Origin of the sequence: Dorea chungnamensis (genome assembly GCF_039832125.1) — a bacterium.
Classification (GTDB): domain Bacteria; phylum Bacillota; class Clostridia; order Lachnospirales; family Lachnospiraceae; genus JAFBIX01.
This window is the reverse complement of the sequence record NZ_JBDOHT010000004.1, coordinates 196,697-220,637: the sequence shown is the minus strand read 5'-3', so window position 1 is coordinate 220,637 and position 23,941 is coordinate 196,697. Positions and strand designations below refer to the sequence as shown.

The window sequence follows — 23,941 nt, the reverse complement described above, 5'->3', positions numbered from 1 at the left end:
AATTATTTATTATGAGAATGCAGAAAGAACATATCTGTGAAGAAAAGGAAGTAAATAGTCATCTGGATCAGATGGCTGTCCTGCAGCGGATCACGGCATTAAAACAGGCGGCCTGTATCTATCATAAAGGCTCTTATAATGAATTCCCGCATACTTATGCAGTGATCCTACAGTACATTGAAGAAAATGGATACGAAATCTGTGGAAATATCCGTGAAAAATATATTGATGGTGTCTGGAATAAGGATACAGAAAATGACTGGCTCTCAGAAATACAGATTCCGGTAAAAAAGACAGGAGAAGAGTAGTATGCAAGCAGATCATATTTTGATTAAAGGGTTGAAGCAGAACAATCTGAAAAACGTATCACTGGAGATTCCCAAGAATAAGATTGTAGTATTTACCGGTGTGTCTGGTTCCGGCAAATCCAGCATCGTGTTCGACACGATTGCCGCAGAGAGCCAGCGGCAGATGAATGAGACATATACAGCATGGATCAGAGGCAGACTTCCCAAATATGAGAAACCGAATGTAGAATATATTGATAACCTGAATCCTTCTGTTGTGATCGACCAGAGCAGGCTGGGCGGAAACGCCCGGTCTACAGTGGGAACGATCAGTGACATGTATGCGTCACTGCGGCTTTTATTTTCCCGAATCGGAATGCCCAATATCGGCCCGGCATCGTACTTTTCTTTTAATAATCCGAACGGAATGTGCAAGACCTGTGCCGGTATCGGAAAGATCATGGAACTGGATATCCATAAGCTGATCAATGAAGAAAAGACCTATGATGAAGGCATCTTTCATCTGCCGGCTTTCGGACCGGGAAAATATTACTGGAAGTTGTATCGCAGACCAGATTTGTTTGATGTCAATAAGAAATGGAAAGAACTTACCGAGGAAGAGCAGAATATTCTATTATACGGCAGCCGTACAAAAGATGGAGAACGAATCGATAAAAAGCTGGAAGGTGTCTACAATCAATTTAAACGATTGTGTCTGATGAAGGGACCTGAAGAACAGAATGACTATACCCTGAGAAAGATTAATCAATTCATGGATGAGATCGTATGTCCAGACTGTAAAGGAGCCAGATTGAATCCAGAGGCATTGTCCTGTCGTATTAACGGATATAATATTGCTGATATGTGTGAGATGGAGTTTTCACAGCTTTATGAGGAATTAAAGAAGATTACAGATCCAAGAGCAGAATCCATTGTAAGATCACTTACAGATGCCCTGGGGCGTATGATCGACATAGGGTTGCCATATCTTAGTATGAACCGGGAATCTTCTACCTTATCCGGTGGGGAGGCGCAGCGGTTAAAACTGGTTCGTTATATGGGAAGCTCACTGACCGGCATGATCTATATCTTTGACGAGCCAAGTACGGGGATGCATCCGCGGGATGTGCATCGTATGATCCGGCTGCTTAAGAGCCTCAGAGATAAGGGAAATACAGTTCTTGTGGTAGAACATGATAAGGATATCATCCGTATTGCAGATGAGGTGATTGATGTCGGGCCTCTTGCAGGAAAAGCAGGAGGACAGATCTTATTCCAGGGAAGCTATGAAGCATTGCTTTTATCTGGAACATTAACAGGAGATGCTATGAAAGAGAAGATTCCTGTGAAGATCAATCCAAAGGAACCGACCGGATGGCTGCCAATCCGTGACGCGTCTGTTCATAATCTGAAGCATGTGGATGTGGATATTCCGCTTGGAGTACTCACGGTCGTGACCGGGGTTGCGGGTTCTGGCAAATCCTCACTGATCCGGGATGTTTTTGCAAAGCAATATAAAGAACAGGTGGTATTAGTTGATCAAAGAGCAATTACTGCGACCGGCAGGTCTACCGCCTGTACTTATCTTGGTTTTTTTGATGAGATCCGCAGAGTATTTGCAAAAGCCTGCCAGAAGGATGTGGGGCTGTTCTCATTCAACAGTAAAGGAGCGTGTCCTGCATGCAAGGGAAGAGGAACAATCACTACAGAGCTTGTATTCATGGATCCGGTAACGACAGTCTGCGAAAGCTGTGGGGGAAAACGCTATAGTGATGAGGCGCTGAATTGCAGGTATAAAGAGAAAAATATCGTAGAAGTAGGGCTTCCTTATCTGTCGCTTGGGCAGCCATTGTCAACGTTAAGCGGAGGAGAACGCCAGAGAGTGAAACTGGCAAAGGAACTGCGCGGTAAGGGAAATGTCTATGTGCTGGATGAACCGACGACTGGACTTCATGCCTCAGATATTCAGAAACTTATGGCATTATTTGATTGCATGATCCGGCGTGGCAATACCGTGATTGTCATTGAGCACAATACGGATGTCATGAAGATGGCAGACTATATCATTGATATCGGGCCGGATGGAGGAACACTGGGAGGTGAAGTCGTTTTTACAGGGACACCTGCTCGGATGATGGAAGAGGGACAGACGATTACTGCGAGATATATACGAGATTGACAAATCCAGTTTTCCTGTGTATACTAAGAACCGACAGATAGTCGGTTCTTAGGCTGTAGGAGAGAAGAAGTCATATGCGGATAGTGAAGGAAGCAGAGGAAAGAAAAGAAGAGATTCTGGACGCAGCTGAAAAGCTGTTTGGTACCAAAGGATTTGACCATACCAGTACGAATGATATTCTGGAGGCAGTGGGCATTGCCAGAGGTACGCTTTATTATCATTTTAAATCAAAAGAAGAGATCCTGGACGGTGTCATTGAGCGGATATCCAATCGTCTGATGTCAGATGCGGGAAAGGTGATCCGAGACACAGAGCTGCCTGTTTTGGAACGGCTGACGAAGGCAATATTGGCATTGAATGTGGAATCGGAGATTGGTCATGAAGTAATGGAACAGGTGCATCGTCCGCAGAATGCACTTATGCATCAGAAGATGCAGCAGCAGCTTCTGGACGGGATTACCCCTTTGTTTACTGAACTGGTTGAAGAGGGTGTGCGTCAGGGAATCTGTCATACAGATTATCCCGGAGAGGTCGTAGAGATGACCCTGATTTACGCCAATACCGCATTTGATGAGCTTAACATGGAAGGCTTAAGTCAGGAGAAAAGAGAGCAGAAGATTGATGGTTTTATATATAATATGGAACGCCTGATGGGAATGGAAGAAGGAAGCCTTCAAGATACCATAAGGAAAGTTTTTTAGGAGAGCATATTATGTGAGTTCTCCTTCTTTTTTAAATCTATATAGACAGACTGTCGGTCTGTAAAGGGAAATAAAGAAAGGAATTTCAAATGGAAAAGAAAAGTAATTTTAAGCGATTCTTATTATTGTGGGCAGGAGAATTGGTGTCATCTATCGGGGGAGGGCTTACCAGTTTCGGCCTGGGAGTCTATGTATTTCAACAGACGAAAAGTGCAGCGTCGATGGCGATTGTTACCTTGCATGCCTTTCTGCCGACATTGATTTTAAGTGTACCTGCCGGTGTGCTGGCGGACCGGTACGATAGGAGACTTCTTATGATGATAGGTGACGGATGTTCTGCGTTTGGAATTTTGTATATCTTCTTCTGCATACAAAGAGGCGGAGCAAGTCTTACGGAAATCTGTATCGGAGTAGCAATAAGTTCAATCTTTTCATCACTTTTGGAACCTTCTTACAGGGCAACAATCACAGATCTTCTGGATGCCGGAGAATATTCCAGAGCCAGCGGACTTGTAGGGCTTGCCGGGAGTGCACGATACCTCATCTTCCCAATTCTTGCCGGTGCACTTCTGGCAGTATCGGACATTCGGATTTTATTAATGATTGATATCTGTACGTTCTTTTTGACGGTGATTTGTACTGGAGTGGTACGCAGGGCAATCGAAAGAACAGTTATAGAGAATCGGGCTCCGTTTTTTGAGGAGCTTAAAATAGGATGGAAAGCAGTTGCAGAGAAAAGAGGTGTTCTGATCTTGATTTTTGTGGCTTCTGTCATGACTTGTTTTATGGGTGCTTTTCAGATTCTGGCAGAACCCTTAATTCTGGATTTTGCAGACAGTGCAACATTAGGAGTTGGAGAGACTGTCTGTGCCAGCGGTATGCTAGTTTCCAGTCTGTTTCTGGGAATACGTGGGATTAGAAGAGAATATGTAAAAGTATTGTCCGCGTCTCTGGTAATTGCAGGGACTGCAATGGTGATTTTTGGAATGGCCGGGATCCTTGCGGATGGAATTGGAGAGCAGATGAACATTGGTGTAGGACGAGGAGCAGCAGCCGTTATTATGATATCGGGGGTGATGCTTAGTATTCTGGCATTAGCCATATATCCGGTCAGGGATGTACGTCTGCTGGAAGATGCCGGTATGCAGGCAGAAGGAGGAATGTGTTATGAGAAAAAGAATGATATGGAATGATATTATGGGAAATCGATTACTTTCTGTTACGACATGGGTCTTTATGGCTGTCAGTGCGTTCTTGTTCGGACTAACCTGCTTTTTATCTGTCACCCTGCTGGGTTCTGTAAATACACTCATGGAAGAGGCGCAGACACCGGATTTTCTTCAGATGCATACAGGAGAGATTTCGGAAGAAGAGCTGATCCGGTTTGCAGAAACGAATCCGGATGTCCATGCGTTTCAGGTGTTACGCTTTCTAAATCTGGAAAACGGAACTATTTTTTTAAACGGCCAGTCTTTGAGTGACAGTACACAGGATAATGGTGTATGTGTACAGAGCGAAAAGTTTGATTTTCTGCTGGATCTTGAGAACCAGGTGATGGAAGCCTCTGACGGCGAGATCTATGTTCCGGTCTGTTATCGCCAAGAATATGATCTTCACACGGGTGACAGAGTGGAGATTGGAGATACTTCTTTTGAGATTGTAGGTTTTCTCAGAGATTCACAGATGAATTCTAAGATGGCATCTTCGAAACGTTTTCTTGTGAGTGAAGTGGATTATATGCGATTACAGAAAAAAGGAAGTGAAGAATATCTGATTGAATTTCTTTTGGAAGATGGAGCAGATGTGGGAGTCTTTGCAACAGAATATACGGATGCAGAATTACCGGCAAACGGTCCGGCAATTACAAGACCTTTGATCCTTATGATGAATGCACTTTCGGATGGACTGATGATTCTGGTCATACTTCTTGCCAGTGTTGTGCTAGTCTTGATTGCTGTTCTTTGTATTCGTTTTACACTGCTTACACAGTTGGAGAAAGACCGAAAAGAGATTGGAATGTTGAAGGCAATTGGAATTTCGAAAAGAGATATCCGACGGATTTATTTTATAAAATTTCTTGGCTTATCAGGACTGGGAGCTGTGACGGGGCTGGCTTTTGCAGCTCTGACAGAAAAGGTGGTATCGTCTCATATGCAAGAGTTATACGGGCCATCCCAACATACAGTTATTCCACTTTTGGTTGCTTCTACAGGGATACTATTGACAGAAGGAATCATTCTCTTTTCAATCAGAAGAACTTTAAAACATATAGAAAGATTATCTGCTGTGGAAGCTTTGATCGGACAGCAGGAAAGGCGAAAGATCGGACAAAATCTGATCGTAGTACTGGTGATTGGATTAGGAGTATTTCTGATGATATTGCCTCAGAATCTGCTAAGTACCATTTCTTCTTCTGCTTTTGTAACTTATATGGGAATCGGAGATGCAGATATCCGTATGGATATACGACAGACAGACGATATTGCCGGAAAAACAGAGCAAATAGAGAGAATCTTATCTGAAGATGAGAGGGTGAAACGATTTGTCACTCTAAAGACAAGCTCTTACCGGATCACTTTGCCAGATGGATCTTCCGAGAGTCTGAATGTGGAACAGGGAGATCATACGATATTCCCGGTGACTTATGCAGAAGGGGCAGCACCACGGAAAAAAGGGGAGATTGCATTATCTTATCTTTGCGCAGAGGAATTGGGAATGTCTGTAGGAGACATGCTTGCTTTGTCTGTGGAAGATGATAAATGGGAATATCGGATCTGTGGCATCTATTCGGATATCACCAATGGGGGAAAGACAGCGAAGGTGGCCGTTCTTCCAAAAGAGGGAGAACTGATGTGGGGCATCTGTTATGTGTCATTGGAAGATCAAGTAGAGAAGGAATCCTGGATCCTGGAATATACGGATATTGCATCGGCTCAGGGTATTAGTGCACAGACCGTGGATATCCAGGAATATGTGGAAGATACTTATGGACAGACGATCCGGGAAGTGCGCATGGCAGCAAGGGTGGCAATACTGATGGCAATTCTTGTGATTGTTGTGGTGGTAATATTATTTACCCGACTTTTCATAGCAAGAGACCGCTATGATATTTCTTTACAAAAAGCGATTGGAATTGCTGCCAGGGTAATCCGAACATCTTATGTCATTCATTATATACCGGTGGTGTTCATTGGAATTGTGGCAGGGGTTCTGTTCGGGAATCTGCTGGGTGAATATGTGGCCGGCATATTGTTAAAGTCTCTGGGAGCGACAGGATTTCATTTTCAGATTGACCCTTGGATTGTCTGTGGATGCATTCCTGGCTTTACAGTGGCTGCAGTTCTGTGTGCGATCTTAATTGGATTGTCAGAGGTGAAATATATCAAGGCTTATGAGTGTTGTGTTGGAAAGGAGTAGAGAATCATGCCAGAAATATTAACTGTAAAGGGCTTATGCAAAAATGGAATTCTAAAGGATGTAGATTTTACGATAAAAGATGGAGAAATGGTAGCAATCATGGGGCCATCAGGATCTGGAAAATCAACCTTGCTTTATCAGGTATCCGGGATGGACAGCTTTGATAGTGGGGAAGTGTGGCTTGACGGAACACAGATAGGCTTGCTATCTGAGGATGAAAGGGCACAACTTCGCCTGGAGAAAATGGGTTTTGTCTTTCAGCAGATGAATATGTTAAAGAATCTGAATCTGATCGATAATATCATGCTGCCGGCAACTCGTCTCCGGAGAGGAAAACACTCTGAAAAGGAAGCAGAGAAGAGAGCAAAACTGCTGCTGGAAAAAATGGGAATCTGTGAGCTTGCAGACCGCAGGATCCATGAGGTATCCGGCGGACAGCTTCAGAGAGCATGTATCTGTCGAAGCCTCATGAATCAACCGAAGATCTTGTATGCAGACGAACCTACCGGGGCATTAAACCAGAGTGCAAGTCAGGAGGTTATGGGAGAGTTCTGTAGACTGAACCGGGAAGGTATGACGATTCTTATGGTGACCCATGACAGCAAGGTTGCAGCAAGGTGCGGCAGGATTCTCTATCTGTTGGACGGAAGGATCCAGGGGGAACTGGTACTTGCAGAGATGCTTTCTGGGAAGGAAAGAGAAGACAGAGTTGGAACATGGCTTGCCGGTATGGGGTGGTAGTCTTCGCTTCCTTCTATACATTTTCAATAAATGATTGAAGTTGATGAATCCTGTATGATCAAGCAGGAATAGGGACTATCCCGCCTTTCTATATTTTGCAGGAGTAATCCCGACACGCTTCTTGAAGAACCGGTTAAAGTAATATTCATCTGAGAAGCCGGTTAATTCTGCAATTTCACTCAGCGACAAAGTTGTTGTCAGAAGCAGCTGCATTGCATGCTCCAGTCTGTGCTGATTCAGATAGGCGAATATGGTAGTTCCGGTCTGTTTCTTAAAGATGCGGTTCAGATAATCAAAATTAACAGAGAGAAGCTGTTCAATAGAGCTGCTGGTGATTTTGGTGTTGTAGGAAGAATGCAGATAATCCAGCAGTTCATTGATTTTGTCATACATAGAAGTGCTGATACTGGACTGTGAATGACCATATGCGTTGAACATCCATGTGCTGGAATACAGAGTCAGCATCTCCACAATGTGCCCGGAAGAAAGTGATTTGTAATACATATGACGAGTCTGTTCTTTTTGAATGGCAGTTATCACCTGTTGTACAATTTGAGAAAATACCTGCGAATTCTCTATATGCATGTATTTAGGGATCATAATGGACGTATCGTTATAGTGGGCTTCGGAGATTGAGGACTCATTGTAATTACGGTACAGTGATGTCTTGATGATGTTTTGTATATCCTCTTTTGGTACATTTTCATGCTTTACGAAAGTTGACGGATTGAAATGTACGAAGTAATAAGTGCTTCCTGCGAATTTATATCCTGCATGTTTGCAGCCGGGTTCGAGAAGCAGAATATCTCCTTGCTTTAATGGATATTCAGTTCCATTTTCTTTTAGATACATTTCCCCTGATGCAATAATATACAGAATATATTCTGAATTTGTTCGATGAAAATGCTTCCAGTTATCAGGTGTAACTGTTTGCCCAAGATAAGTAACGTGTGGAAGAATGTCGGTTTTTAAAGAAAAAAATGTATTCATGTCTTTCCCCCCTTATATTGTTTATAACATATCGTGGGAGAACTCTCAAGTTTAAAGTCGCTATTGTACAAAAATATATCACCATATTACATTTGCGCTCAGATGCCGTGAGAGTATACTGAACTTGTCAGATGCCAAAGCAGTTTTCTGCAGTGGTGCAGCAAACAGTAACTCCATTTATAAAAAAACGTCCCGTAACTCTTTGTATTTTGGTTTGCTGTGCATGATGATATATTTCTCGACTGATGAAAATGTTTGCAAGAAATGTTTCCAAGAAGTATTTTTTGTACTATAATTAATGTAGTTTTTTGTCGGGGAGAGAGAATGATGATTACAATTAAGGAAATAGCAGAAGAAGCAGGTGTCAGTGCAACAACGGTCTCAAATGTGTTGCACGGCAGAACAAAAAAAGTTTCACCGGAAATGATCAAGAAGATTCAGGATCTTTTGGAGGAAAAAAATTATGTGCCAAGATTTGGCCTGAATGCTTTGACAAACCGAAAGTCTAAGATGATAGGAGTATTGATCAGTACTCCTGAATTCGTGGAGAGGTCACCCTATGAAAGACCATTTTACGGAACTGTTATTGGTACACTGGAAAGTGCGTTCAGAGAGAAAGGCTATTATATTATGATATGCTCTTCGAAGAATATGCAAGAAGTTATGAGAATGATTCTTGGATGGAACGTTGATGGAGTGGTTTCCATATCCCTGCCCCCCAAATATTACCAGGAGATTAAAGAAATCACAGGAAAACCGGTAGTATCAATTGATATGGATGTAGATACCCCTTACACAACAGGATGCTATAATATTACTTCTACAGATGAGGTATGCGGAGAAAAAGTTGTTGAATACTTGTTGGAGCAAAATATCCGAAAGATTATTTATATCGCCAATGCAAAAAAAGGTGCGGATTACCGGCGCTATCAAGGTGCATTGAAAGCATATAAATCAGCTCTTGGTGAGACGGCAGAACTGGAAGAGGTAATGCTGGGAACGACTTGTGAAGAAAGGATTGCGACATACCAGGAATTAGAAAAGTATGTTGGGCATCATGCAGCACTTTTCTTTTCCACAGATTTTAATGCGGCAGAGGCAATGGGATATTTTAATAGAAAGAATATTCGGATTCCAGAAGATATTTCGATTGTCGGATGTGACGATGATGTGTTTGCAAGACTTAGTGTACCTAAGCTAACCACTGTTAAAATTGACAGTGTAAGGAAAGCTGAGATCGCAGCAGAAGTCATGCTTTCATTGCTTGAGGGAAAGATAATTGAAGAAAAAGAAATTAAGGTTAATACCTGCCTGATAGAGAGAGACAGCGTTTATATTAATGGAAAGGATAAGATGAATGCAGAGAATTAACATTAGTGAGAATGGACTGAATATGGTGTTTGAGATAACGGATCAGAACGAAGTAAAGTTTCTCCATTTTTCACAGCTTCCATTTCAGGAAGAGCTTATCAGAGATGACTATGAGAAGACGGGATTCCGGCTTGTTGAGATAGAACTTGCAGGACTTGACCGTCCAGAAGAAAGACATGGCTCTAAGTATACGGTGACAGCACCGGGATATCGTATGAAATACGTTTCACACAAGGATGAACGTAACATATTCGGGCGTAAGCTGGAATTTGTTACATGTGATGAAGAGACAGGTATCTATGTGACAAGCCATTTTCAATTCTACGATGGCATTGCTATGGTGAGATGTTATAGCGTTGTTGAAAATCGAGGAACAGATGAACAGATTCTGGAATATGTGACTTCTTTTAATCTAAATGGACTTGAAAAAGAAGGAATTTTGCCGAGAGATCTGAAGATGAAAGTAGCAGTGATCCATAATTCCTGGCAGAGAGAAGTGCAATGGAAGGAATACACATTGCCACAGCTTGGTATTGAGCAGTCCCAACCGGATCTGGCACTTCGTTCATCAAAAGCATTTGGTGTGTCGAATACTGGAAACTGGTCTGCAAAGGAATATCTTCCTATGGGATGTGTATCCAATGAGGAGACTGGAAGCAGACTGTTCTGGCAGATTGAACAGAATGGTTCCTGGCATTGGGAGATCAGTGATCAGACGAATCATCTGTATCTTCAGTTGTCCGGCCCAACAGAAAATCAGTCTCACTGGTTCAAGTGTTTGAAACCGGGCGAAAAGTTTGAATCTGTACCGGCCGCTGTTGGAGCAGTCCTTGGCGGAAATGAAGAGATGGCAGAGGAACTTACGAGATATCGCCGTCGAATCAGAAGAGAGAATGAAGATAATGAGAAGCTTGCTGTTATCTTTAATGATTATATGAATTGTCTGTGGGCGGAACCAACAACGGAAAAAGAGATTCCTTTGATTGATGCAGCAGCGGAAATCGGTTGTGAATATTATTGTATTGATGCAGGCTGGTATGCAGATGGATACTGGTGGGATGAGGTGGGAGAGTGGCTCCCGTCTGACAAGCGTTTCCCGAATGGCATCAAAGAGGTTATTGATTATATTCGATCAAAATCAATGATTCCCGGACTCTGGTTGGAACTTGAGGTTATGGGAATCCATTGTCCAAAAGTAAAAGATATGCCGGAAGACTGCTTTTTCCACAGACATGGAAAAAGAGTATATGATAGAAGCAGATATCAGCTGGATTTCAGACATCCGGCTGTCAGAGAACATGCAACGCAAGTGATAGATCGTCTGGTCAATGACTATGGTGTTGGTTATATTAAGATGGATTACAATATTGAGCCCGGACTGGGAACCGAGATAGATGCGGATAGCGTCGGAGATGGACTGCTTGGTCATGAAAGAGCATATCTCCAGTGGTTGGATGGAATTTTTGAAAAATATCCGCAATTGATTATTGAAAATTGTTCCAGCGGTGGACTGCGTATGGATTATGCGATGCTTCAGAGGCATAGTATTCAGTCTACCAGTGATCAGGAAGGATACCTGAATTATGCAACGATTGCGGCTAATTCCCCGCTTGGTGTTACCATGGAACAATCTGCGATATGGTCTTATCCCAGAATAGAAGGCGACGAAGAAGAGACTGTCTTCAATATGGTCAATGCCATGCTGATGCGTGTGCATCAGAGTGGTCATATGGTGGATATTGCACCGGAACGCAAGGCTTTAGTTAAAGAAGGACTTGATTATTATAAGGAGATCCGTTCAGATATTAAATGTTCAGTTCCATTCTGGCCAACTGGCTTCTCATCTTTTGCAGATGACTGGGTAAGCCTGGGACTGAAGGGAGAGAGAGCTACATATCTGTCTGTGTGGCGCAGAGGCGGCGGATCATATCTGGAGCTTCCTATTGCTCATTTGAAAGGAAGAGAAGTGGAAGTTAGATGCGCATATCCGATGAAAAGCGATTGCGATTATCATTGGAATGCACAGACAGGCATCTTGACAGTGATGCTTCCGGCGGTTCCTTCGGCAAGAGTTTTTGAACTGAAAAGTTGATAAAATTTCGTGAAAAGTGACACTATTTCGGGTCGAAATGCTTCGAAATAGTGCCTTTTTTTGTAAAAAAATAATAAAAAAATAAATATTTTTGTATACAAAAGGAATATAAAATGAGGCTGAAAAAGCGAAATCTTAGTTAGGTTTGCTAAAAAACCTATTGACACACCAAGGCTTGACTCGTATAATTGGATATAGAGTTACAAAGGAAACAAAGAGAGGAGGAATACGTTAGAATGGGACGTAAAAAGAAACAGTTCTGGGAGAGTGTCCTGTACACAATTCCGGCAATTATTCTGGTTACGATTACTATCTACATTCCATTTGTAATGAGTGGTTATTATTCATTGACAGAATGGAATGGTATAGCAAAGGAACCAGTATTTATCGGACTCGATAACTTTAAGAAGGTTCTCAGCGGCTCTTCGGAATTTATAAAGAGTCTGATCTTTACAGGAAAGTATACGATACTTTTTATGATTTTCTCTAATGTACTTGCACTTGCGATTGCAGTAGCTCTTGTACAGAAAATCAGATTTGCAAACCTCATGAGAGGTATGTTCTTTGTACCTTACATAATGAGTATGATCATCGTTGGTTTCATTTGGAAATTCATCTTTTCCCAGGGATTCGAAGTATTATTCGAAATGACGGGATGGGGATTCCTCAATTGGAGCTGGCTGGGAGAAAGTAATCTGGCTTTCGTGGCAATAGTAATGGTTGGTGTATGGCAATCATTAGGATTCTATATTGTACTCTATATTGCAGGTCTTCAGGCAGTACCTACAGATGTACTTGAAGCAGCAACAGTAGACGGCGCAACATCATGGAAGAGATTCTTTAAAGTAACACTTCCATTGCTTGGACCTTCTATCACAACATGTGTATTTATGTCACTGACAAATGCGTTAAAGGTATTTGATATTATCCTGGCATTGACAAAAGGTGGTCCTGGCGGATCCACATACAGTGCTACACTTGATATTTATCGTGAAGCATTCCAGAATAACAATTATGGTCTGGGTTCTGCAAAATCACTGGTATTCTTTGTGATAGTACTGGTAATTACACAGCTGGCTATGAAGATTATGAAAAGCAGGGAGGTTGATTTATAATGAGTTTATCACAGAAAAAGAAATTAAAATTAATCCTCCTTACAATTCTTATGGCGGTTGCAGCAGTTTGCTACATTTATCCTGTTTTCCTTATGTTTATTAACTCTGTAAAACCATTTGGCGAAGTCGTATCAGACGTAATTGCGTTACCAAGTAAGATTGAATGGGCGAACTATTCATACGTTATTGATAAGATGCAGTATGGTAAGTTGTTCTTTAACAACGTTATGATCACAGTGATTGGTATTGTTGGTATTATTATATTTGCTTCTTCAGCCGCTTATATTTTAAACAGAAGAAAGAATAAATACACAGCAGTTGCTTCATTGTTAATCACAACACCTATGTTGATTCCATTCCAGACAATCATGATCACATTGCTGAAGGTTATGAATGTAATTCATCTTTCTAACAGCAGAGTTGGTCTTGGTATTCAGTACTGGGGATTTGGTATTCCGATGGCTGCATTTATTTACAGTAACTTTATGGCAACGATCCCAAAAGAGATCGATGAAAGTGCATTTATTGATGGTGCCGGAACATTCAGAACATTCCGTTCTATTATCTTTCCATTGCTGAAGTCAGTAACATTTACAGTAATTGTACTGGATGTTATGTGGATTTGGAATGACTTCCTGTTACCATTATTGATGGTTAACAGCTCTAATGAGACTAAGACTCTTGTATTGGCTGCTTATACATTCGTAGGACAGTTTAATACACAGTGGCATTATGCGATGGCTGCGATGGTACTTACAATATTACCTTCTATCATTATCTTTATATTCCTGCAGAAGTATATTGTAGAAGGTGTTGTTGCGGGTGCTGTTAAAGGATAAAAAAAGAAAAGGAGAGAAAATTATGAAAAAGAAACTTGTAAGCGCATTATTGTGTGTTGCTATGGTTGCTACAATGTTAGCAGGCTGTGGCGGCAAAAAAGAAGCTGACAGCAGTGACGAAGGCGGAAGCTCAGGAGAGATCTACATGTTCATTTCTCAGCCAGAGTATGCTGACGCTATCAATACTCTGATTGAAGAGTATAAGACGGTTGAGCCAGATGTTACAATCAACTATGAGACAACTCAGAATGATTACCCGACACTGTTAAAGGCAAAATTAAACTCTGGTGATACACCGGATATCTTTTCTTCAACATCAGGAAAAGAAATCGAAGTTTACAAAGAGTACTCTTATGATCTGTCTGATCAGCCATTGATGGATTCAATGCTTCCAGCTGTAGCAGATACTATGAAAGATGCTAACGGCGAAGGCGTATATGGTATCGCAATCAAAGGTAACTACTTTGGATTACTTTACAACATGGATCTTCTTGAAGAAGCAGGAGTTGAGAAGATGCCAGAAACAGTTTCCGAACTGGAAGACTGTGTAGCTAAGTTAAATGATGCAGGAATCACAGCATTTACAGATGGTTATGCTGAGTGGTGGGTATTCAAACATATCTTCCAGCACTTTGCAGGCGCTGCTGTTGAAGACTATCCAGCATTTGTAGAAGCTATGGAAAATGGTGAAGCAAAATTAGAAGATTATCCAATTATTGCTGAGAACTACTTTGACTTTATTGATCTTGTTACAGAAAACGGAGATGCTAAACCTCTGGAATCTGACCTGAGTGCAGAAGAGGCTGCATTTGCAAACGGCGAAGCTGCTATCATGATTGGACAGGGCGCATGGGTTGAAGAAGATGTGAAACAGATTAATCCAGATATCAACATTGGATTCTCTGGTTATCCAGTATCTGATGATCCGGCAGACTGCCAGGTTATCACAGGTTCTGACCAGGCTCTTCGTATCAGCAAAGATTCTGAGAACTTAGATGCAGTTCTTGATTTCATCAACTGGTGGTATACATCTGATTATGGCAAAGCTTGGTTCACAGACGTTGCAGGCGTTGTTCCTCCAATCGAAGTAGATGGTGAATCTGATTATGCTGTAATCAATCAGGGTAATGCATCTGTAGAAGAAAAAGGAAGTGCTCCACTTGGAGTTATCTACTCAACAGACAGCTTCCATACTGCATTTGGTGAAGCTATGCAGGCATATGTAGGCGGACAGGCTACAAGAGAAGAGACGATGAAGACAATCGAAGAAAAATGGGTTGAAATCGACGGCTCTGGAAACTAATCAAAAGCAATAATTAAATAAATTATCAAATTTGCTTTAGGGGGGAAAGCTTTGCTTTCCCCTGTTTTTTTATACTATAGGGAACTTTGTTTCTAAACAAAATAGTTTATTTAGGAGGCCTAATATGAAATTTACAGAAGGTTATTGGGAGAAAAATGAAAGAGCAAATGCAATACATGCCGCACAGGCGTTTATTGTAGAAAAAATACCACATGGTATGAAAGTTGTAGCTCCGACAAGAGTGATTACTGATCGTGCAGGGGCATTGGATGTATCTACGATTACAACAGAATTTACGTCTATCAGAAAAGATATTGTCAGCGTGAGAAGTTATCATTATGAAGGATATGATAAAAAAGAGCCACGTTATGAACTATTTGAAGATTATCAGGATACAGAAGTAGAGATTAATGAAAAAGAAGCGGTAATGACAGCAGGAAATGTGGCAGTAAGGGTTAACCGTGAAGATTTTAAAGTAACATTTGAGGCAGATGGAAAGGTACTGACAAGTATTGGTTTCCGTAACCTTGGATATATGCAGTATGACAGAAAGACATTGACAAAATTTCCAGAAGACAATTATATGGCAGCTGATTATAAACCATATATGATGACAGAGCTTTCTCTTGATGCAGGAGAATGTGTATATGGTCTTGGCGAGCGCTTTACAGCTTTTGTTAAGAATGGGCAGGTTGTAGATTGCTGGAATGAAGACGGAGGAACTTCTTCACAGATTTCTTATAAAAACGTTCCTTTCTATGTGACAAGCAAAAATTATGGGGTATATGTAGATCACAGTGACAATGTTTCTTTCGAGATTGCAAGTGAAAAAGTTGAAAATGTCGGATTTTCTGTAGAGGGAGAAGAAATCCGTTATCATATTATCTATGGAAAGACCATGAAGAATGTACTGGAGACTTATACAGATCTTACAGGTAAGCCAGCACTTCCACCGGCCTGGTCTTTTGGCCTGTGGCTTACAACATCATTTACCACAAATTATGATGAAGAAACCACAAGTTCTTTCATCAATGGAATGGCAGAGCGTGATATTCCGCTTCGTGTATTCCACTTTGATTGTTTCTGGATGAAGGAATTCCACTGGTGTGATTTTGAGTGGGATGAAAGAACCTTCCCGGATGTAAAGGGTATGCTTGACCGCTATAAGAAGAAAGGACTTAAGATCTGTGTATGGATTAATCCATATATTGCACAGGGAACCGCATTCTTCCGTGAAGGAATGGAAAAGGGATATCTGGTGCAGAGAGCTGACGGAAAAGGTATTAAGCAGATTGATAACTGGCAGCCGGGAATGGGTATTGTAGACTTCACTAATCCTGATGCAGTTGCATGGTATACTGGAAAATTGAAGACATTGCTGGATATGGGAGTTGACTGCTTCAAGACTGATTTTGGTGAAAGAATTCCAATTGATGTGAAGTACTTTGACGGTTCAGATCCGAAGAGCATGCATAACTATTATACGAATCTTTACAACAGATGTGTATTCAAGCTTCTGGAGCAGGAGCGTGGAGAAGGCGAGGCAGTTCTTTTCGCAAGAAGTGCTACTGTTGGCGGACAGCAGTTCCCGATTCACTGGGGTGGCGACTGCTCAGCAACCTATCCATCTATGGCAGAAAGCCTTCGTGGAGGACTTTCCTTCGTACTATCCGGATTCTCATTCTGGAGCCACGACATGGGTGGATTTGAGATGACAGCAACTCCTGATGTATATAAACGTTGGCTGCAGTTCGGTCTGTTATCTACACACAGCAGATTACATGGATCAAAGAGTTATAGAGTACCATGGTTGTTTGATGAAGAATCCGTTGATGTATGCCGTGCATTTACAAAACTGAAAGCAAGGCTGATGCCATATATTTATCGTATTGCAGTAAACTCACATGAGACTGGTGTACCATCTATGAGACCGATGGTTCTGGAATTCGATAATGATCCGGCAGTCAGATATCTGGATATGCAGTATATGCTTGGTGACAGTATTCTTGTTGCACCAATCTTCCGTGAAGATGGCAATGTTGACTATTACCTTCCAAAGGGAACATGGACACATCTGTTATCTGGAGAGACAAGAGAAGGCGGCACATGGCAGAATGATACATACGATTACTTCTCACTGCCGGTATACGTAAGAGAGAATACACTCCTTGCCATGGGTGCAGAGGAAGACCGTCCGGACTATGATTATACAAAGGATGTACAGTTGCAACTCTATGCATTGAAAGATGGATGTGAAGCTGACTGTGAGATCACGGATCTGAAGGGAAATATTGTTTTAACAGCGAAGGCTTCTAGAACTGGAAATAAGATTACAGTTACTGTATCTGAGATCACAGAAGGTATGACATATCTTCTTGTCAATGTAAAAGAAGCAAAAAATATTTCCGGTGCAAAAGCAGAGACCACAGAAAAAGGTATCGTATTAACACCGGAAAGTAAAGAAGTAGTAATTGAGCTTTAATTCTCTGTCATATCAGGAGAATCCGAGTCTTCTTCGGAAGACTCGGAAGGCTCTTCTCTTATATACTTCGGAAAGATCTTATAATCAAAAATGTAGGATGTGCATAATGTAATCAGAGCAAAACCAAATAACAGCCAGAGCATATAGATAAAACTGAGACTTGCTGGAATCATCAGTGTCAGAACGGTTGGAACGATCAGGATGACCAAGATACAAAGTGTCCACTGAAAGCTTCCGACTCCCATTAAAAAGGCATTCTTAATGATATTACCAGTTGTGTTCTTAAATTTTGCCAGAACAGGAAAGGCGAAGGAAAGCATAAAAGCAATTAATGTAAATATCAAATATGCTCCGATCAAAAGTGGCTGGTATTTTCCCGCATTTGAAGAACTGTAGATACGTATATCTGCAAGCATGATAAATAACAGAAGAAGAGACGGTATCCAGATAGAAGTTGCCTGTTTAAAATTAGCTTTAAAAGCTTTGAAAAAGCTGCGTGCAATATATCCTTCCTGATCACGGGACATTTTAAGTGTTACAGAATACAATGCAGTTACAGAAGCACCGATTGTGATAATCGGGAGACAGCAGAGTAAGAATATCAGATTTAATATGCAAAGATCTGCCATCTTATTTAAGAAACGGAATACCGGGCCGTCCATATTAAAAATACTCATAAAAATACCTCCTTTGTATGAGAGGTATTATACTAAAAGATAGTGTGAAATGCAAGCAAGAAGGGGGTTTTAGAGATGGGCGAATATCGTTTGCTCAAGAAAGATGAATGTGAAATCAAAGACTCATTTTGGAGTTATTATATAGATTTGGTGAGAGATAAAGTCATTCCCTATCAGTGGGAGATATTAAATGACCGTATTGAGGATGCGGAACCGAGTCATGCAATCGACAATTTCCGTATTGCTGCCGGGGATATAGAGGGACATTTTTATGGCGAAGTATTTCAGGACAGCGATGTATCAAAATGGCTGGAAGCTGTTGGTAATATATTAATGCTTTCCAGGGATGAAAAACTGGAAGCACAGGCGGACAGTGTGATTGATATTATTGCAAGAGCACAGGATGAAAGCGGATATCTTGACACCTACTTTCTGATTGAAGCACCGGAGAAAAAATGGACCAATATATTGGAGTGTCATGAGTTATACTGTGCAGGACATTTTATCGAAGGAGCTGTTTCCTATTATCTTGCGACCGGCAAGAAAAAGGTGTTTGATGTGGCGGTAAAACTTGCGGATTATCTCTATGAGATGTTTGGAAAAGAAGAAGGAAAGCTGCACGGTTATCCGGGACATCAGGAGATAGAGATTGCTTTGTTAAAGTTATATGATGTAACTGGCAATGAGAAGTATTTTGAACTGGCACAGTATTTTATTGACACCAGAGGTACGAATCAGTTTTTTGAGGAAGAATTTGAGAAGCGTGATCATGTCTGCCAATGGACACAGGCCAAGGTAGAGGAGCCAAATCGCTGGTACAATCAGTTCCCTTATAGTTATTATAATCAGTTCCATCTGCCGGTGCGTAAGCAGAAGGAAGCGGTCGGACATGCGGTGCGAGGTGTCTATATGTATACCGCGATGGCTGATATTGCATCCAGAACAAAGGAAAAAGAGCTTTTTGATGCCTGTAAAAATATATGGAATAACATTGTAAAAAAACAGTTGTATATTACTGGAGGAATCGGCGCAACTCATTCCGGAGAAGCATTCACGGTGGCATATGATCTTCCGAATGATACGAATTATTCGGAGACGTGCGCGTCCATTGGACTAGTGTTTTTTGCACAGAAGATGCTGAAAAATGAAGTGGACAGAACATATGGAGATGTGATGGAGCAGGCACTTTATAATACAATTCTTGGTGGTATGAATTATGAAGGAAACAGATTTTTCTATGTAAATCCATTGGAAGTTGTCCCAGAGACTTGTCTTGGCAATACAGAGCGTAATCATGTGAAGCCGGTTCGCCAGAAATGGTTTTCCTGTGCATGCTGCCCTCCGAATATTGCTCGTACAATAGCGAGTCTGTGGCAGTATATTTACACTGCAGATGAAGATACTGCTTATGTCCATTTATATATAGGAAATGAGTCGGAGATTCAATTGACCGGTAATACGTTGCGCATCAGACAGACAACGGATTATCCGTGGAGTGGGAAAGTGGTACTTGAAATCAATGCGGATACTGAAGAGCCGATGACAGTCGCATTGCGTATTCCAACGTGGAGTGAAGACAAGTATAGTATCTGTGTGGATGGTGTCTGCCAGGATATCTGTGCAGAAAAAAATGGTTATGTACAAATAAAAAGAAACTGGAAAGGTAATCATCAGATTACCCTGGAACTTAAAATGGAGCCGAAACTGGTGCAGGCTAATCGTAAGATTCATTATAATGGCGGCCGTGCCGCGTTAGTATGTGGACCAGTAGTATATTGTCTGGAAGAAGCAGATAATGGGAAATATCTGAACCAGATCTTAGTAGATGCCAAGAGTGATTGGAAGGTAACAGAAGGAACTCTGGGAGGAAAGAGCTTGATTCTCGAAGGAAGGGGATGGCGTGAACAATCTCAGACAGATGAAGAATCCCTTTATCATGTATATCATGAAGAAAGAGAAGAGATCACGATAACTGCTGTGCCGTATTTCCTGTGGAATAATCGTAGTGATGGAGAGATGCAGGTATGGATGAGGGTAGGAAGATGATGAAGAAATTAATTTTAAAAGGAACAGATCTGGAGCTCAGTAATGTCTGCCTCGGAACAGCTAATTTTGGTGAGAAATTGACGAAAGAGCAGGCTTATGAGGTTCTTGATACTTATGTTGCGGCAGGTGGCAATTTTATTGATTCTGCCAATGTATATTGTAAATGGATTGAAGAACTTGGTAATTGCAGTGAACAGTATCTTGGGAGTTGGCTGCGGGATCGAAAGGCTTATAATAAGATTGTCATCGCTACCAAGGGAGGTCATTACGATTTTAAAGCACCGGAAATCTCCAGAGTAAGAGAAGAGACAATTCGTGCAGATCTGGAGGAAAGTCTTCAGACATTGGGAGTTGATCATATTGATTTTTACTGGCTTCACAGAGATGATGAATCTGTAGATATTACAGAGATCGTCGATATTATGGAAACGCTTGTAAAAGAGGGGAAGATTCAATATTATGGTGCTTCAAATTATAAGCAATATCGAATTGAGCAGGCTGTATCATATGCAGAAGAAAAGGGGCTCCAGGGATTTACTGCTGTGTCAAACCAGTGGAGTATGGCTAGAGTGAATCCGGGAGGAAATATGAATCAGGATCCGTCACTTGTGTTGATGGATTCAGATTATTATCAATGGCATAAGCGCAGCAAGATGCCGATTATTCCATTTTCTTCCAGTGCCCATGGCTTTTTTGATAAACTAGACCGAAAGTTGAAGATGGCGGAAGATATGAAAAGGGCCTATATGAACCAGGATAATCTGGAGATGTATCAGACATTGTGCAAATTACGGAAAGAGACAGGGGTATCATTATATGCTCTTTCCATTGCATGGCTTACGAATCAGCCGTTCCAGACGTTGCCGGTGGCAGCTGTCTCCCGGCCAGAGCAATTGGATGATTTTGTTGTTGCAAGCAGTTTGCAGCTAGAAAAAGATGTGATAGAAAAATATAGTCTGTAGGAGGAAAAGAGTATGAAACAGTGGTGGAAAGAGAGTGTTATTTATCAGATTTATCCGAGAAGTTTTGCGGACAGTAATGGAGATGGAATCGGAGATCTGAACGGAATTACAGAACATCTGGATTATCTGAAAGAGCTTGGCATAGACGTTATCTGGCTTTCTCCGGTATATCAGTCCCCGAATGATGACAATGGATATGATATCTCAGATTATCGTGCGATCATGAAAGAATTCGGAACCATGGATGATTTCGACCGGATGCTTCAGGAAGCCCATAAACGTGGTATTAAGATTGTCATGGATCTGGTGGTAAACCATACATCTGATGAACATGCATGGTTTGTAGAAAGCAGAAAATCAAAAGACAATCCATACCGTGATTATTATATCTGGAAAGAAGGAAAAGATGGCAAAGAACCAAATAACTGGGGATCTAATTTCGGTGGCTCCGCATGGCAGTACGATGAGGCAACGGATATGTATTATCTGCATTGCTTCTCCAAAAAGCAGCCAGATCTGAACTGGGAAAATGAAAAGGTCAGAGAAGAAGTCTATGATATGATGACCTGGTGGTGCGAGAAGGGCATTGATGGATTCCGTATGGATGTCATTAACATGATATCAAAGGATCAGTCATTCCCGGATGGAACAGTCGATGATGGCTTATATGGCAATCATCAGCCGTTCGTATGTGATGGACCAAGAATTCATGAGTATCTGAAAGAAATGAATCAGAAGGTACTTCAAAAGTATGATATTATGACGGTGGGAGAGGCGTTGAATACCAAAATTGATCATGCAATGCAGTATGCCGGTGAAGATACCAACGAATTAAATATGGTCTTTCATTTTGAACATGTATCGCTGGGTGAAACAATCGTTGGAAAATGGACCAACAAAAAGGTTCCGTTAAGAGAATTAAAAGATACGTTGAATAAATGGCAGATTGAATTCGAAGGAAAGGCATGGAACAGTCTGTATCTGGATAATCATGATCAGCCAAGGGCCGTGTCCAGATTTGGAAATGACAGCCCGATGTTCCGTGTAGTTTCTGCAAAAATGCTTGCTACCTGCCTGCATATGATGAAAGGTACTCCATATGTATTCCAGGGAGAGGAACTGGGTATGACCAATGCATATTATGATAATCTGGAAGATTACAGAGATATCGAGACCATCAATGCATTTCATGAACTGACGGAAAACGGTCTGGTCACGGAAGAAGAGATGATGGAATGTATTAAGAATATCGGACGTGATAATGCCAGAACTCCAATGCAGTGGAATAAGAGCCCAAATGCCGGATTTACCACCGGAATTCCATGGCTTAAGGTAAATCCAAATTACATGCTGATCAATGCAGAAGATGAGATGAAAGACCCAAACAGTGTCTTCCATTACTATAAGAAGCTGATTGCTCTTCGTAAAGAATATGAGATTATCGTATATGGTAAATTCGGAAGTCTCTTGGACGAAAGTGAAGAGATCTATGCATACGAAAGAACCCTTGGAAATCAGAGAATGATCGTTGCTTGTAACTTCACAGACAAGGAAGTTGCCTGCGATTTATTCGAGAACACAGAAGATGGAAAAGAGTTGATTTCAAACTATAAACAACACAAAGATGGATTATTAAGACCTTACGAGGCGAGAGTGGTACTGTTGGCTCAGTAGGTTTTGTTGTCAGGAAGCGTACGGCGCGAGGAGTCAGAATGGCTAATTGGATATCCAATTAGCCATTCTGACTCCTCGCGCCTGATACCCACCTTCTCCCTTTTGTCTCATCAATTACTAATTCTCTCTTGACAAATATGTATCGCAGTGCTATATATAATATATAACGAAGTGCGATATATCGCACTGGAATGGAGGGTATTATGGATTCTCATATCAGGAAGGTATATGTACCGATGACAGAGACGGGATTTTATATATTGCTTTGTCTTCGAGAAGAGTCTCATGGTTATGGTATTGTCCAAAAAGTAGAAGAGATGACCGCTGGGGAACTGAAATTAAGTCCTGGTACCATGTATGGAAGTCTTTCTAAGATGGAGAAAGATGGTTTGATTCGATTCGTAAGAGAAGAAGAGAAAAGAAAGATCTATATTATTACAGATCTGGGACAGCAAGTATTAGATCTGGAGATGAAGCGAATTGAGAGATTATATCGTAATATGATGGAGGTGCGGAAGAATGGAAGATAAGAATGTGAAGACGGAATTTCGGTATTTTACGGTGCCTGAATGGGAGAGAGAGCAGAGATATCTGCAGGAACAGCACAAAAATGGGTGGAAATTTATTAAAGTGACGGGACTTGGAAGATATCATTTTGAGAAGTGTGAGCCGGAGGATGTTGTGTATCAGCTGGATTACAATCAGGAAGGGATTGCCCACAAGGAGGAATATATTCAGATGTTCCGGGATTGTGGATGGGAATACCTGCAGGATTTCTTTGGATATAGCTATTTTCGTAAGCCGGTCGCTGAGATGAATGGCGAAGAAGAGATCTTCTGTGACGATGCCTCCAGAACAGAGATGATGAAGCGCGTTTTCCGGGGAAGAATCATTCCGCTGCTTATTATATTTTTTCTGATCATTCTTCCGCAGTTGTTTTTACAAAGAGGTCTGGGCAATCGAGTGGTGGTTGGAATGTATATAGCGTTGTTCGTTCTTTATCTTGGGATATTTGCTTATTTTGGATACCGCTTCTGGAAATATCAGAAGAATTTAAAAAAGTAA

At 41.3% G+C, this 23,941-nt stretch carries 19 protein-coding genes; 17 read left to right on the top strand and 2 right to left on the bottom strand.

Annotated features, from left to right (window positions below):
• The first annotated feature begins 11 nt into the window (after positions 1 to 11).
• From ABE613_RS05545 to ABE613_RS05520, 6 genes are all read left to right on the top strand, one after another.
• Positions 12 to 308 carry a GyrI-like domain-containing protein gene (locus tag ABE613_RS05545; protein ID WP_347375888.1) on the top strand — a complete coding sequence of 99 codons (297 nt, stop codon included), beginning with the start codon at positions 12 to 14 and terminating at the stop codon, positions 306 to 308.
• A gap of 1 nt (position 309) precedes the next feature.
• Entirely contained in the window at positions 310 to 2,466 is a 2,157-nt protein-coding gene (locus ABE613_RS05540; protein ID WP_347375887.1) for an ATP-binding cassette domain-containing protein, read from the top strand.
• Between the two features lie 74 nt (positions 2,467 to 2,540).
• The gene (locus tag ABE613_RS05535) at positions 2,541 to 3,167 is read left to right on the top strand and encodes a TetR/AcrR family transcriptional regulator (RefSeq protein ID WP_235233083.1); all 627 of its coding nucleotides are present in this window, start codon (positions 2,541 to 2,543) and stop codon (positions 3,165 to 3,167) included.
• Between the two features lie 89 nt (positions 3,168 to 3,256).
• Positions 3,257 to 4,360: an MFS transporter gene (locus ABE613_RS05530; protein WP_347375886.1), complete on the top strand. Its 1,104-nt coding sequence runs from the start codon at positions 3,257 to 3,259 to the stop codon at positions 4,358 to 4,360.
• Positions 4,335 to 6,584 (top strand): ABC transporter permease, encoded by a 2,250-nt coding sequence (locus ABE613_RS05525; RefSeq protein ID WP_347375885.1) that lies wholly within the window; start codon positions 4,335 to 4,337, stop codon positions 6,582 to 6,584. Before ABE613_RS05530 ends, ABE613_RS05525 begins: the two co-directional genes overlap by 26 nt.
• Positions 6,585 to 6,590: 6 nt before the next feature.
• The gene (locus tag ABE613_RS05520; protein ID WP_347375884.1) at positions 6,591 to 7,325 is read left to right on the top strand and encodes an ABC transporter ATP-binding protein; all 735 of its coding nucleotides are present in this window, start codon (positions 6,591 to 6,593) and stop codon (positions 7,323 to 7,325) included.
• 75 nt (positions 7,326 to 7,400) lie between these two features.
• Here the strand turns inward: ABE613_RS05520 and ABE613_RS05515 are convergent, their stop codons facing one another.
• Positions 7,401 to 8,315, bottom strand: a complete 915-nt coding sequence (locus ABE613_RS05515; RefSeq protein ID WP_347375883.1) for an AraC family transcriptional regulator — start codon at positions 8,313 to 8,315, stop codon at positions 7,401 to 7,403.
• 324 nt (positions 8,316 to 8,639) lie between these two features.
• On the opposite strand from ABE613_RS05515, the gene ABE613_RS05510 reads away from it, so the two are divergent.
• From ABE613_RS05510 to yicI, 6 genes are all read left to right on the top strand, one after another.
• Positions 8,640 to 9,686 (top strand): LacI family DNA-binding transcriptional regulator, encoded by a 1,047-nt coding sequence (locus ABE613_RS05510; RefSeq protein ID WP_347375882.1) that lies wholly within the window; start codon positions 8,640 to 8,642, stop codon positions 9,684 to 9,686.
• Positions 9,673 to 11,778 (top strand): glycoside hydrolase family 36 protein, encoded by a 2,106-nt coding sequence (locus tag ABE613_RS05505; protein ID WP_347375881.1) that lies wholly within the window; start codon positions 9,673 to 9,675, stop codon positions 11,776 to 11,778. Before ABE613_RS05510 ends, ABE613_RS05505 begins: the two co-directional genes overlap by 14 nt.
• Positions 11,779 to 12,014: 236 nt before the next feature.
• Positions 12,015 to 12,893 carry a carbohydrate ABC transporter permease gene (locus ABE613_RS05500; protein WP_347375880.1) on the top strand — a complete coding sequence of 293 codons (879 nt, stop codon included), beginning with the start codon at positions 12,015 to 12,017 and terminating at the stop codon, positions 12,891 to 12,893.
• Complete coding sequence (locus ABE613_RS05495) at positions 12,893 to 13,732, top strand: carbohydrate ABC transporter permease (RefSeq protein WP_235233093.1); 840 nt, start codon at positions 12,893 to 12,895, stop codon at positions 13,730 to 13,732. Before ABE613_RS05500 ends, ABE613_RS05495 begins: the two co-directional genes overlap by 1 nt.
• A gap of 22 nt (positions 13,733 to 13,754) precedes the next feature.
• Entirely contained in the window at positions 13,755 to 15,035 is a 1,281-nt protein-coding gene (locus ABE613_RS05490; protein WP_347375879.1) for an ABC transporter substrate-binding protein, read from the top strand.
• Between the two features lie 124 nt (positions 15,036 to 15,159).
• The gene (gene yicI, locus ABE613_RS05485; RefSeq protein WP_347375878.1) at positions 15,160 to 17,517 is read left to right on the top strand and encodes an alpha-xylosidase; all 2,358 of its coding nucleotides are present in this window, start codon (positions 15,160 to 15,162) and stop codon (positions 17,515 to 17,517) included.
• On the opposite strand, the gene ABE613_RS05480 is transcribed toward yicI, so the two are convergent.
• Positions 17,514 to 18,194, bottom strand: a complete 681-nt coding sequence (locus ABE613_RS05480; protein ID WP_235233096.1) for a YesL family protein — start codon at positions 18,192 to 18,194, stop codon at positions 17,514 to 17,516. The two genes, yicI and ABE613_RS05480, sit on opposite strands and share 4 nt — an antisense overlap.
• 75 nt (positions 18,195 to 18,269) lie before the next feature.
• On the opposite strand from ABE613_RS05480, the gene ABE613_RS05475 reads away from it, so the two are divergent.
• From ABE613_RS05475 to ABE613_RS05455, 5 genes are all read left to right on the top strand, one after another.
• Positions 18,270 to 20,240: a glycoside hydrolase family 127 protein gene (locus tag ABE613_RS05475; RefSeq protein WP_347375877.1), complete on the top strand. Its 1,971-nt coding sequence runs from the start codon at positions 18,270 to 18,272 to the stop codon at positions 20,238 to 20,240.
• A complete protein-coding gene (locus ABE613_RS05470; RefSeq protein WP_347375876.1) occupies positions 20,237 to 21,202 on the top strand; it encodes an aldo/keto reductase in 966 nt (321 codons plus the stop codon). Before ABE613_RS05475 ends, ABE613_RS05470 begins: the two co-directional genes overlap by 4 nt.
• Before the next feature lie 12 nt (positions 21,203 to 21,214).
• Positions 21,215 to 22,876 carry a glycoside hydrolase family 13 protein gene (locus ABE613_RS05465; RefSeq protein WP_347375875.1) on the top strand — a complete coding sequence of 554 codons (1,662 nt, stop codon included), beginning with the start codon at positions 21,215 to 21,217 and terminating at the stop codon, positions 22,874 to 22,876.
• A gap of 203 nt (positions 22,877 to 23,079) precedes the next feature.
• On the top strand, positions 23,080 to 23,406 hold the full coding sequence (locus ABE613_RS05460; RefSeq protein WP_235233100.1) for a PadR family transcriptional regulator: 327 nt from the start codon (positions 23,080 to 23,082) through the stop codon (positions 23,404 to 23,406).
• On the top strand, positions 23,396 to 23,941 hold the full coding sequence (locus tag ABE613_RS05455; protein WP_347375874.1) for a DUF2812 domain-containing protein: 546 nt from the start codon (positions 23,396 to 23,398) through the stop codon (positions 23,939 to 23,941). The genes ABE613_RS05460 and ABE613_RS05455 overlap by 11 nt, the downstream gene beginning before the upstream one ends.